Here is a 13,002-nt window from a genome sequence, read left to right on the forward strand (position 1 = left end):
ATTGAAAAGAATCACCTTCATCGGCCTAGACTTGGCGTTTTTATGGCTTTACAAACTTGGCTCTGCAACATCAGATCTGGTTGAACGATCGAGTCGCCATGCAGGCATACCAGAAGCAATTGTCGCAATCATTAATAGCACAACCGCCATCCAAATCAGTAACACATAATTATTCTGAACTAACAAAAATGACCCTATCATCGGCCCTGACGCCAACCCCATTTTAGAAGCGAAACCGCCCCACACTGCCGTTTGCCCGGTCTGATCAAATCGCGCGCACATACCTAATAAGTACGCGATACAAAAATTCCAGGTAATACCTGTAGTGAAGTTCGCTGATATCCAAATCCATTTCACTTCACTATGCATTAACGCCCAACTACCAATAACGGCGACTAACATACCACCGAGAATTGGCTTGAAAATGCCAAACCGTGTGGACAGCACAACCACTAGCAATGCGCCTAACATGCCCAACCAATTTGCAACGCCCAAGGTATCGCTGATAAATGCTATATCAAGACCTGCATTTTTTCCTAGACCAATGATAAAAGCATACAGCCCCATATTGGCAGCTTGAAATAGGAACACACTAAACAAAGCAAACAATAAAGGTTTCAGCATTAAGGGTGCAGTCGTGACTGAAGCTGAAACCGGACTGACTGCTTGATATGCCGGTAAAAAATTCAGCATCAACAAAGTAATAAGGGAAAAGCCAATCAAGGTAATGAACAAGATTGGCGTACCAAATGCACCAACGAGGAAAGGTAAGAACATCACACCTAATCCACCAGCACCTGCCTGTACAAGTAATAAGATACCGAAGGTGCGATCAGGCGCTTTCGTTCTGGCAAAGACGGAGAATCCAACGCCGACTAAAGCGCCGCCGATACAACCATGCACAAAGCGAACCAACATGAGTAAGACCGGATCTCGTACCGGCATCGATAGCAAATCTATGAGGATTAATCCTAGCAGCATCCACCGGGCAACTGACTTCCATGCTACGCGCCGGATGATAAAGGCGATTAGTAAAGCGCCACAAGCACCGCCATACATATTGAATGAGCCGACCATCCCTGCTTCTTTATTGGTGAAACCTATCCCCTCTTTTAATCCATCGATTAAAGCTGGCATGATATTTACGTAAAACAAACCGGCTGTCGCTAGGAAAGACAGAAGTATGCGCGCGACCATACCATCTGCATCTACGGGTCGAAAAAACTTTGAAATTATCATTGTGATTTTTATTTTGTTTATTGTTTTGATTCAGGAGAAAAAAACTAACTGCAATCAATCCCATTTTTTTCTAAAAATGTAGCGAGAGGAGCGAGCTCTTCCGCATAGTCTTTCCATCGTTGCAGTGAACTTCTATACACCGGCTGTCTGACTTGTGCGGCACTAGCTGTGGCTGCTGGAGCTGCATTCTTTTGGAACTCCAAACAATCATCTTCCCATGCCAACCCGCAAAATTCCAAAAGCGCGCGACTGGTAAGTTCCTGTTGATCAACAAGCGTTTCATAGTCAATATCAAGAAATTTTCCAGGTAAGACATCGCGCCAATGTTGCATCAACTGATGATAAGCGAGGTAGTAATGTCCAAGATCTTCCAAATTATAGGAGAATGGATAACCCATGCGAAACAAAGTCTTATACATCGCATAGCAGCTATCCAATGGATGCCGCCGCAAATGAATCATCTTAGATTCTGGAAGTGCCAGATGAATCAATCCGGCATAGAGAAAATTTTGTGGAGTTTTATTAATCAGATGCGGTGCAGTAGCACCAAAACCTTGAATTCCCTGACCATAAATACGACCCAAATCAGCCATGTCTATCGTCGCCGAGCGCTTGATCATTGCTAACTTGCCGCCAGGACCTGAGGCTAATTGCATAATCGCATACGCTAAATTACTAATTTCGCCTAAGCTGTCCACTTCGCTATGTGAACTTAAAATACGATCCACCAAAGTCGTACCCGTGCGAGGCAAACCAAATACGAAATAGGCTTGCGCACCTTGCGCTTGTGAAGACGCACCAGCAAATAATTCGCTATTAAAAGTTTCTCTGATTTGACGCATTGCATCGACATCTTGCTCTACTTTGTAGGCCAGCATCGTACGACGCCTGTCAGCACCACGTCGCAAATATGCAAATGATTTCTTGAATTCACCAAGATCTTCATATTCTTTGGCAAGTGCATAACTCAGCGGAACTTCGCCAGCATCGTTTGGTTTCAATCGAGAGAGGGAATCAATGAGTTGTTTGATGTGATGTGTTTCTGATTTCCATGTTTTTAGCATGGAACGATTGAGCAAAGCACCATAGTCTAAAGGGCTTTTTTCAATCAATTGATTAAAAACTTGTTCGGCACGAGCAATGTCGCCCAGTGTCACTAGAGAGGATGCTAGATTAAATAAATAAGGTGCATGATCTGGCTTTAATTCAACCGCCTTCTCGTAACATCGCCCTGCCTCGACGTGCGCAGAACAATGCAAGTAAAGTTGGGCAACTTCTTGAAGCAATTGGGTATCGGATCCAGCAAGTTTCTCCAAATGCGCAAGATTTAATCGTGCTAGCTGTATATCACCGCAATAAATGTCGCTTTCAATCTCACGCAACAACACCTCAGGATGAATAGAATTTAACGCGCGCGCAGTTTGCGTAGCCTTACGCATCGCTTGAAAATCTCCCAATCGTTGCCAGATCCGACTCAACAATAGGTATTCTGGAATCGATAACGAAGTATTGTCACCCAATTCAGCACAAGCAATTTTTGCTTCTGCATACCTATCTTGTTGAATTAACTGATCGAGATGCTTAACTTTTTTTGAAAATTTATCGGAATACATACACGCTCTAACAGTTAAATCAAAGGACCAATCTCTCTTCTCATCAATCCGCTGACTGTCATTTCTGAAGTCAGCGGATTGCACTCAGTTAGAAATTATAGTTTGCCGAAACGCCAATCGTGCGAGGTTGAGAAATCAACACTTTGGAACCATTACCATAATAATTTTGAGCTGGACTTGTTCCCATAGAGGACTCAAGGAAACCACCAGTAATACCATCATTATTAGTCAAATTCTTCACGTAGAAAGTTGCACTCCAGTTGTCACTCATCAGCGTAGATGAGAAACCCCACTGTGAGAAAGCCTTCCAGGTATTTTTAACTTTGACCGAAGAGGAAATCGCATTCTCAGTATCACCCTGATAATACGCATTAATACGATTTGTCCAATACCAACCATTCTCAAACATTTGCGTGTTTTCCAACGAAACGCTGAACGTGTTTTTTGCGGTGCCAGGCAAACGCGTTCCTTTTGCTGCAGTAATGATGCTTGGCTTATCCGCACGCAATACGTCCTCATCCAACTTCGCATCGATGTAAGCATAGCTCATGCCATAGCGCCAAGCATCGCTCAATTTTCCACTCAATTCCAATTCCAATCCACGACTACTTGCCTTGCCACCGTTTTGCGCAACGTAGAAGCCCCAATTAGGTGTCGTTGTATCGATTTGAATATCTTTCCAGGCGATATTAAATACTGACAAGTTATATCGGAAATCGCCTTGTGTTCCTTTGATACCTAATTCGGTATTGACATTGGTGTCCGGCTTAAAAGTTTGCCAAGCTTTGTTTTCTGCAAAATTTCCTGTTAGGGGAACTGCATTGGCGCCAGCACGACGATAACCTTCGGATACAGTCATATACAACATTTGTGTTGGCGTTAAATCCCAAGAAGCATTTGCTTTAAATAGATTGCCAGAGTCATTTTGCGCAAATACCGTATGTGTAGTCGCGTTATAAGGCGCGACTACACCAGAACCCAAGGTAGAGTCGTTATTGAAATCTGTCTTAAAGGAACGCATTCCACCGGTTAAACGAAATACCGGTGAAAGATTCCAAGTAAGTTCACCAAACAATGCTTTTTCCGTAAAATTTTGCGTCCGTTCAAACACAAAATCATTATCGTTAGTCACGCCCGCTTTTGGTTTCGCGACATCTGCCCAAGCCTTCAGACCACGCAAATAACTATATTGCGCAGCACTTAAATCTTGATTCTGATAATAAGCGCCAACGATATAGTCCAGAGCACCGCCCTTTTTCGAAGCAAGTTTTAATTCCTGAACAAAGGCCTTATCGCCGTAGCTGCGGCTAGCCTGCGCCATCGGACGTGGGTAGTTGTAGTAGTAGTCAGCCAACCAGCTATTCTTTGCATAAAAACCCGTATTCTCGGACAAGCTACTGCCACTTTGATCGTAGTGCGACGTGCCGCTAGAAAGTGTCGCAAAACCCAAGTCCAGATCCATTTCTAAAGACGCGAGTTTGACTTCACGATCTGATGGTTCAAGTTGGATCGAACCGTTTTCATACTGTCCATAAGCTACGCCATGACCATCATTGCCACGGGTAGGCTGTCTTCTGCCGCCGATATCATCGCTTTGAATCTGATAAGTCAACAGTGCTTGAAAATTTGAGCTCGGCTTCGCCAACATCGAGACCCTTGCATAATCGATTTTTACCGTATCGGCATCTTTCACGTTACGATAACTAGCAGCTTGATTCAACAAACCATTTGGTGCGACCGGAGTACCTTGACCATCCAGTACATAGACATTTTTGTAGTCAATAATACCGGCGTTATCTACCTTCCCTGCAGCCACCCTAAAGGCGACATTGTCACCCAAGGGCATATTAAGAACAGCATCGACCGTCTTATTCAGACCATCAGAGCCATCTGTTTTACTCACACTAGCTTCAACTTTGCCTGAGAAGCTCTTCAATTCTGGACGACGGGTCAGATAGCGCACTGTTCCACCTAAAGAACCGGAACCATACAAAGTACCCTGAGGTCCACGCAGAACTTCTACCCGTTCCAAATCTTTAATCAGAAAATTGGCAAAAATGGGCGTGTTATTAACGTAGGTAGAGACTGATGGCACTGCGGATGTCTGAAAATCACCGAGGGCTGAACCGTTCACGTTCAAACCACGAATCGTTACGCCGCTGATGACACCAGAATTGCGTGCGCCGCGGTCAACCACGGAAGCACCCGCAATAAAGCGCAACATTTCGGATTGTTCGGTAATATTCTTATCCTCTAAACTCTGACCGCTTATCGCCGAAATATTGTAAGGAATCTTTAAGATATTCTCCTTACGTCCCTGTGCAGTAACGGTGACGGTTGCTATTTCATCCTTTTTTGTGTCTTGTGCAATGGCTATCTGTGCCGAACTTATGGCTATGGTCATGGCAACTGCCGATACGATGACTTTCTGCTTTAATTGAATATTTCTGTTCATAACTACTCTCTCCAGTTTATGCTCGAGCCTACTCGATGCGTGTTGTTGATCTCGTGATCGCAAGCTAAGTTCTTGCTATGTGTGTCGCACTATCAGCGATTCAAATAACACGGTCAATTCCCAGTTAGGGTTACCAAGTTTATGTAATTGTGGTTGCGCAGATTCTTCAATACATTCCATCTGCGCCAAAACGATTGATTCAAATGAATGCATCCGAACGAAACAGCGTTAAAAAAGCGGACAATTGAAAACACGTGAAACGAGGACACGATGAAAAACTCCATCAAGACGTTAGCGAAAGCCGATACTTGCTTTAGACAGTTGTATTTCACGCACAAGCCGCCTCTTCCAATGAATTAAAAGCGTTTTCACTTTTTTCAATTAATGAGTGCAAATGAATAAGGATACGATCAATACTAAATCGCCACAGCGCATTTGTTGTAAAGCGACACAATCTAAATCCAATAGAATTCGTAACAGAAATAAGGAAGTTGAACGGACCGAACTGAGTCACATTGCCAGCAAACTGAATCAGATACGGAAAGTATCCGCAGACTTATGCCATTCGATACATTAATTTTTGTAATATGAAAGAAAACCAGAAATGACGTTCTTCACCATAGCCGCAGTTCAAATCCCAGTCCCTGCTAATGCCGATAATATGGCGAATATGCGCCAGCAGCTAGACGCTACCGTTAAGCGCTTTCCTTCAGTGAAAATGATTATTTTCAGTGAACTATGTGCCATGGGGCCATCGAAATCACATGCACAATCACAAGGTGGCTCGATAGAAAAAGCATTTTGTGAAATGGCAGCCACATACAAAATCTGGTTAATTCCTGGTTCCATATATGAACAGGATGGAGAACATATTTACAATACAAGCCCGGTAATCAACCCTGATGGAATCATTGTCACCAGATATCGAAAAATGTTTCCATTTCTGCCTTACGAAACTGGCGTCAGTGCAGGCAGTGAATTTTGCATCTTTGATGTACCTGATGTTGGCCGTTTCGGCGTTTCAATCTGCTACGACAAATGGTTTCCCGAAACAACCCGCACCTTAGCCTTGATGGGTGCAGAAGTGATTCTGCAGCCGACCATGACAGACACTATTGATCGCGGTATCGAGTTAATTATTGCCCGTACCAATGCAGCCATTAATCAATGTTACTTTATTGATGTCAATGGAATTGGGGAGTGTGGCAATGGTCAATCAATCATCGTTGGACCTGCTGGAGATATCATTCATCAAGCCGGCGTTGGGCGCGAAATTATTCCTGTCGAGCTTGATTTTACGAGGGTCAGAAGGGAACGTCAGCGTGGACTAATGCAGCTCGGACAACCCTTAAAAAGCTATCGCGATCGCCCTATCGATTTCTCTCAAGCTCAAGACTCGGTTGAAATCAATCAATATTTAAATTCGCTTGGCGAAATTCAGAAACCCTCATGACCAGAAACATGCCAGATCAGAATTACTTCAGGTAGATCCGCTGGCATCTTGATTTTTTTGTGCCTGATAAAAAATGGCGAACAATTCTGATTGCGAATTAATCTCGAGCTTGGCGTAAATATGTTTCTTATGCGCTCGAACTGTTTCAATTGAAATCATCAATTTCGCAGCAATATTTTTCGAAGAGTATCCGCTCATCATCAATTGCCCAATCTCCACTTCCCTAGAAGTTAACTTTGGGCCCTTTACTTTACTGATCGCTTTTTCAACACCTTCCCGCCAACTGGTTTCATTTTTAGTCTTGGCCTGCTCCTCATTCGGCGTCTCAAAGTGTTCTCGCTGTTGCATCAGTGCGATGACCCAAGCAGATATCACCGACAAAAAAGCAATTTCGTCTAAACTAAATTTTCTACTACGTCCGATTGAAAAGCATAGAGTTTGCCGATTATCACTGGCATAGTTAAATTGAATTTCATCTGCCACTATATTTTTTTGAAAATACAAGCGATAGTAATCAGTACTCGTGAAACTTTCTGGCGCTACCTCATCTAGCACAAACATGCCAGATTGATGTTGATTGCGGCTCGCGATAAAAAAAGGATCGAATAAATATAGTCCATTCAAATAATCTTGAAATAACAAATCAGCCGTGCCATCTTCCGTAGGGTTCTCGACATAAACGACAGGTTTTTCGGTATCTGAAAAGCGCAACACAACCCAATTATCAAAATCAATATGCGTCTTGATCGTCCGCACCAATAACATCCAGAAATTAGGTTTATCTAACGATGCGATCAAATGCGCAATTTGGCGATTTTGAGTCAGCTCTTTTAATTTCAATTCCATTTTTTTCGATCAAGAATCTGCAATATCTGAAAAATACCTGATTCACGTAATTTCAGCGAGATGATCCAGATTTCTGTCTCATTTTAGTGCTGAATCTTATGTAGACCTGTATTTTTCGCACGATATAAAGCAAGGTCTGATGACTTCAACAAATGCTCGGCACTCAAGAGTCCATCTGAAGTGACCATTCAAATACTCGGGTGACGAACTCTTCACCGTCATACTGTGTCACGAGATTGCCTGGCTTAATTGTCACTTGTGCGACGACCGGCACAATCTTATGCTTGCAATCATCGCCTTATTGAAGTCTAAAAATTGGCCAAGGATAGTATAGAGTGACCGACACCGATCATAAACAGCGTAATCGCCTTAGCGTCACGAATTACCGGGTATCAATCAAGATTTCCTGAAGAATTTACCAAAATAGAATCAATCGCGACCATTTTGAGAATAGATTCAATCTGAGGTTTTACTGTCTATCCTAACTAAGAATAACAATGCTTAATGGATTAAGCAGCAAATGCTTTCAGAAGAGCTAGATGGTTCAAGCTGCAACAGCTATGCGCTGAATGTCTTGCGACGCAAGAGCAGCTAAACCGTTGCTGATTTTAATAACATCAGAATTGAAACCACTGTCGCTAAGCAAGCAAAGGCTAATTGACGATAACTACTGTCAATTCCTTTCGCCATTTTTTGCGTCAACGATAATGACGACATCGCGCCTAGTGAAAATGGTATAGCGATCTCCCAAATCACCCGTCCACTTACCATAGCCACGAGTACAGCGCTAGACGAAACTAATCCAATCACGGCGAGTGATGTCGCTTGAATGCTGCGCAAATTCAAATTGGAGTAGTGGCTCAAAGCGGGAACAATCACGAAACCGCCTCCAACCCCTAATAATCCACTAAGTAAGCCTGAAACTGCGCCGATCGAGACGAGCACTTTCACACAAGAAGTAGACCAATTTAAATGCTTTGATGTTGAATTTAATCTGCAAACAAATGCGTTCACTAAAGCAATGTTCTCTCGCTGTTGGTTTGCAACGCGCCAAGCTGCAATCAACAAAACTAAAGCAAACATAATCAACAACGGTCTACTTGGCAAATATTTGGCTATGAGCATACCAACCGGAGCCATGATCATCCCAATGCCCCCAATAAGAGCTGCTGCGCGATATCGTACGATCCCTTCGCGCAAACCAAACCCTGCACCTAGCGTTGCACTTAAACCGACTGCCAATAGTCCTATTGGCGCAGCCTGTTGAACCGAGAGATGCTGGGTAAAGAAAAGCAAGGGAATAGAAAGTACACCACCGCCAGCCCCGGTCATTCCCATGACGGAGCCAATCATGGCACCCAAAGTAAATGTAACTAAGAAAGCTTCTAACATTCGAATATAGATATTTTAATGATCCACTAATGGCTTGTTGAAAACATCTCCACCATATTTAAATTTACCTAAAAAGTCACAAATGAGTGTTCACGACTTCCCACTACAATTTTCTAAATGAGTGGCATCAATTTCAAAGCGCTCAAACTTTGAGCGCTTTCTTTTGCATATGAATCGCAAAGGTTTTCAAGTGCACAGGTTACGTATCTTCTGCAATTCAATTAATGTTTTCTTAAACCCATACTCGCCTTTATCACTGACATAGTAATAGACCATATTATTTGGCAATAATACGATACCAATACCACCGTAGCCTGACATGTAAGGTACCCACTTGGTGTTAGCACAAATTGCCGCTCCAGTATCAGCACTTGCCAAATTCCAGAGCCAAAAACCATGGTGATAGTTATTGTTTGCACCGCTTGCAGTTAAACCATGTGCACTAGTTCTTTGCATAGCCTCGTTATAAAGAGTGCTGTCTAACATACTCACACCGTTGATAGTGGCATTGTTCTTGTTTAAGAACTCGCCAATTTTAACCATATCGTCATGATGTAAAGTCATGCCGTAACCGGTAAAAGCCTGCGCAACAGTATCAATCGTACGAGTCGATGTGTAGGTGGTGGGGCTCATACCTAATGGTTTGTAGATTTCTTCTACCAACATATCGCGGTAAAAATCCTTAGTGCTGCCATTCCAATATTGGTATCTTGTGTTGAGTGCTTTTCCTAGTAAAAAAGTATCCGTTGTATGATAAATCCACTTCGTACCAGGAGTTGCCTTGCGACTGTAGCTACAAGCAAAAGTCGCCTTAGCATCATAGGTGTCAACTTTAAAAAATTTATTCTTAGTTGCTGTCGAATTTTCATCTGACTCATAACCAGCTAATGCATAATTTCCAGTAGCCATATCCAGCGCATTTAGCAAACTTGAATCAGACCATTGCGTTCCCGTACATTTGTCGACAGTTGAACCTATAGACAAAGACTTAGTCCCGGTATATTTTTTCTCCATACGCATCAAGCCTATCGATCCAACGATTGATTTGGCTGTTGAATACGAAGGTAAATCCAGCACTGCACAATACGGATAAGTTCCATAACGCGTACCGCAACCGCCAACATAATTTGTACCATCCACGGCAACGCCAAAGACAGTCATATAAGACGCCGTTTGATCACTACCGATATTCGCAATCGTCACACCCGCAGCAGGAAAATCGACCGCCAATTGCGCAATCGGCTTGGTTGGCATACGCCCAGCGACTTCTGCTTCATAGGCCGTGATTGCGGTATCTGCCGAGGGAATAGTTTGTGGTGTATAGGTAGCTGAGACCTGCCCCCACATATTGAATTGATAGTACTGGCAAGTTTCACCGGCAATCTGGTAAGCCACATTGGAAATGCTGCTATCCGACTTAAACAAGAAAGTCAGAACACCGTTATGCGTACAATTTGCTCCACTCTCTTGTAAGGAGAAAGGAATTGCGACGCGAGAATATCCATTGTCGCCAGTCTCTTTCCAGACACGTCCTGGCTCTAAAACGTAGTACCAGTCTGGATGTGAGGTGCTAATGAGTCCACGTTGAATTGGAAAGATATGCGTGCCATGCTGCACAAACTGATAAGAAAATGCGGGCAGATGACCAGGATCTACGTAGCCAGTTGAACTTTTCACTGTTGCAAAGCTACCAGTCGTAGCAACATTATTAAGTGTCAGCGTTCCTTGAAATGTGGAATCCGGATTGGCAGCATTTGCAGGTACTGCGTAAGCACTATAATCAACCAAGCTGGCTGTGGTACCTATTAAAGTGTTGTAAGTTAAATTTGTACGTGTGACCGCACCAGTTCCGGTGAGCGGGTCATATACCTGGGCACAGGCAACTCCGCTCATGCAGAATATCAGCCCAAGGGTGCTTAATAGCCGTTTCATCAAATCTCCCATTCTTTGTAATTTATCGATTAATCTCTTTGTAGATGCCAACGCACTTTAAGGATTCGAATTACAAGAATCAGAAATCATTTTCCCTCAGTGCTAATGGAACTATCAGTGATCGTCCAAATCACGTCAATTACCAAAAATGGGTAACCTTTATATGGGATTTCTAATTTGACCAATCGCCATATGGCAACAAAAAACTCAACATCAGAAAATCTGACGGCTCATTATCACGCAAATACAGCGCTTCAATGCCATAGGAATCACTATGTCAGCATCAATTACAAGCTGTGTAATCGCTGCCGCGCTGAAAGTTTTACAGATGCGACAGGGTGTTATAGACGAATGTGTTGATATGCAAAGGCGCTGGCTGGTTCGACAGCGAATCGTTTATTGGTGTTTGTGCCCATTTCTGCCCAAATTTTAATCGCAGTGATCGTCAGCGCAGCTTTTTGGTTCGTGACGACGAATGAAGCAAGGTAAGTCCGTGAGAAGTACTTTGCACCCGGTCTGATTTGTTTTCCTGGCGCCGTGGCTAGTGACAATTAAGCTGACTCGGCTTGCATGGGCAATCCCACAAAATTTCTTCGATGGTACAATCAAAGCGGAATCAATACTCTTTAATTTTAATTATTTGACAGATGAAACTTCGATAAGTGAACTCAAAATTTCAACCTTCAAAAACACCATTTGTCATTTGGTTTACCGGATTAAGTGGCTCAGGAAAAACAACGCTAGCGCATGCCTTAATCAACTTCTTTAATGAGCATGAGCACAATGTTGCATTACTAGATGGAGATACACTCAGAAATGGTCTAAATAAAGATTTAGGATTTACAGACCAAGATCGACGCGAAAATATTCGACGGGTTGGCGAAATCGCTGCGCTGTTCGCATCAAACAAAGTCTCCAGCATAACGAGTCTAATCTCGCCATTTCGAACTGACCGCGCGAAGGTACGAGAAATGCTACGTGAATTTAGATTCATTGAGGTCTATTTAAGTACGCCATTTTCTATTTGTGAAACCCGCGACTGTAAAGGGCTCTATAAAAAAGCAAGAGCAGGATTAATACCCAATTTCACTGGCATTGATTCAGCTTATGAACCACCAGACAAGCCAGAAATCATTATTGACACATCGATGTTTGATATTCCCACATGTGTCGAAATCATCGTCAGTCATTTGTCTGATTAGTGGGCATTACTAATGACTCTAACGATTTCGAAGAAACGATCTGCTTTCTGGACATTGTAAGCACTTTCAATTCTAAACACGAGATATCAACTAACTAGCCGTTGCTGCTTTGCTCTACTCAAATGTTCCTGTTTGCGCTCGATAGCCCTCGCGCCGAGCTAAGGCTTAAAATTGATAAAGCCCTCGGTTGTTACGACACTAGTGGCATACATGTGACCGCATATTTAAGTCACTTAAATTGGAACCATTATTTAATCCAAAGACACTGGCGAAGCTCCTTGATATCTCTGAACAAACTATTTGTAAAAGACAGTCAACAGCGGAGATTTACCACCCTCGATAACTTGGCCCACTACGTCGATTTCGCGCTGCAGATGTGTGGTCATAGCTCGAAAAAAACAGCTAGCTGAAAAACTAGAGTCGACTACTTACGTAAAAACAAAATGGCGATGTGGCCGTCCAACCAAAAAAGAGGTATTTGAAGGCCGTCGCAAATGAAAATATTGCAGTGCCAACGAATACCATCATTAAATGGATAATGGATGAACGACTCAATGCAAAAAGCTGATCAGGTTAAATGCCTTTCTTAACCTAACTTCACTATCCCCATCATGTCAATCGAAGAACATTTCACTTAGGGCACAATAGATAAACAGGAGAGATCAAGTCTATGTCAATACAGCGACAACTTAATTCACGCAGGCCACTCCATGTTTACTCGTACTTCTGATGCAGTGAATACTAAGTAAGCGCCTGACCTGCTCAGCATTCGATTTAGCAATATTTCGAATTGAATACTGATCCGAGCATCTGGCCCTACTCTGTGCCAGAATACAAGCGCAACCTCTGCTGCCCCGATACATGACGCTC

The 13,002-nt window shown here is 43.0% G+C and carries 8 protein-coding genes; 2 read left to right on the forward strand and 6 right to left on the reverse strand.

Annotated features, from left to right (window positions below; all coding sequences use genetic code 11):
• Positions 1-48: 48 nt before the first annotated feature.
• The 3 genes from AC1RR2_RS09030 to AC1RR2_RS09040 form a co-directional block, all read right to left on the reverse strand.
• The gene (locus AC1RR2_RS09030) at positions 49-1,239 is read right to left on the reverse strand and encodes an MFS transporter (RefSeq protein ID WP_493221919.1); all 1,191 of its coding nucleotides are present in this window, start codon (positions 1,237-1,239) and stop codon (positions 49-51) included.
• A 44-nt stretch (positions 1,240-1,283) separates the two neighbouring features.
• The gene (locus AC1RR2_RS09035; protein ID WP_493221920.1) at positions 1,284-2,852 is read right to left on the reverse strand and encodes a sulfotransferase family protein; all 1,569 of its coding nucleotides are present in this window, start codon (positions 2,850-2,852) and stop codon (positions 1,284-1,286) included.
• An 88-nt stretch (positions 2,853-2,940) separates the two neighbouring features.
• A complete protein-coding gene (locus tag AC1RR2_RS09040; RefSeq protein ID WP_493221921.1) occupies positions 2,941-5,307 on the reverse strand; it encodes a TonB-dependent receptor in 2,367 nt (788 codons plus the stop codon).
• 604 nt (positions 5,308-5,911) lie between these two features.
• Here AC1RR2_RS09040 and AC1RR2_RS09045 point away from each other — a divergent pair.
• Complete coding sequence (locus tag AC1RR2_RS09045; protein ID WP_493221922.1) at positions 5,912-6,760, forward strand: carbon-nitrogen hydrolase family protein; 849 nt, start codon at positions 5,912-5,914, stop codon at positions 6,758-6,760.
• 27 nt (positions 6,761-6,787) lie between these two features.
• Here AC1RR2_RS09045 and AC1RR2_RS09050 read toward each other — a convergent pair whose 3' ends face one another.
• The 3 genes from AC1RR2_RS09050 to AC1RR2_RS09060 all read right to left on the reverse strand — a co-directional run bounded on the left by AC1RR2_RS09050 (position 6,788) and on the right by AC1RR2_RS09060 (position 10,930).
• On the reverse strand, positions 6,788-7,606 hold the full coding sequence (locus AC1RR2_RS09050) for a helix-turn-helix transcriptional regulator (RefSeq protein WP_493221923.1): 819 nt from the start codon (positions 7,604-7,606) through the stop codon (positions 6,788-6,790).
• Between the two features lie 591 nt (positions 7,607-8,197).
• A complete protein-coding gene (locus AC1RR2_RS09055) occupies positions 8,198-8,998 on the reverse strand; it encodes a sulfite exporter TauE/SafE family protein (RefSeq protein ID WP_493221924.1) in 801 nt (266 codons plus the stop codon).
• 186 nt (positions 8,999-9,184) lie between these two features.
• Entirely contained in the window at positions 9,185-10,930 is a 1,746-nt protein-coding gene (locus AC1RR2_RS09060) for a serine hydrolase domain-containing protein (RefSeq protein WP_493221925.1), read from the reverse strand.
• Positions 10,931-11,592: 662 nt separating this feature from the next.
• Here AC1RR2_RS09060 and cysC point away from each other — a divergent pair.
• Positions 11,593-12,132: an adenylyl-sulfate kinase gene (gene cysC, locus AC1RR2_RS09065; RefSeq protein ID WP_493221926.1), complete on the forward strand. Its 540-nt coding sequence runs from the start codon at positions 11,593-11,595 to the stop codon at positions 12,130-12,132.
• Positions 12,133-13,002: the final 870 nt, after the last annotated feature.

The sequence above is a fragment of the Undibacterium sp. GW821-FHT11H02 genome (assembly GCF_058808015.1).

What these genes read in the sequence shown, in the direction of transcription:
- AC1RR2_RS09045 (WP_493221922.1), top strand. Translation starts at nt 5,912, where the DNA reads ATGACGTTCTTCACCATAGCCGCAGTTCAAATCCCAGTCCCTGCTAAT.
- AC1RR2_RS09050 (WP_493221923.1), bottom strand. Translation starts at nt 7,606, where the DNA reads ATGGAATTGAAATTAAAAGAGCTGACTCAAAATCGCCAAATTGCGCAT.
- AC1RR2_RS09030 (WP_493221919.1), bottom strand. Translation starts at nt 1,239, where the DNA reads ATGATAATTTCAAAGTTTTTTCGACCCGTAGATGCAGATGGTATGGTC.
- AC1RR2_RS09040 (WP_493221921.1), bottom strand. Translation starts at nt 5,307, where the DNA reads ATGAACAGAAATATTCAATTAAAGCAGAAAGTCATCGTATCGGCAGTT.
- AC1RR2_RS09055 (WP_493221924.1), bottom strand. Translation starts at nt 8,998, where the DNA reads ATGTTAGAAGCTTTCTTAGTTACATTTACTTTGGGTGCCATGATTGGC.
- AC1RR2_RS09035 (WP_493221920.1), bottom strand. Translation starts at nt 2,852, where the DNA reads ATGTATTCCGATAAATTTTCAAAAAAAGTTAAGCATCTCGATCAGTTA.
- AC1RR2_RS09060 (WP_493221925.1), bottom strand. Translation starts at nt 10,930, where the DNA reads ATGAAACGGCTATTAAGCACCCTTGGGCTGATATTCTGCATGAGCGGA.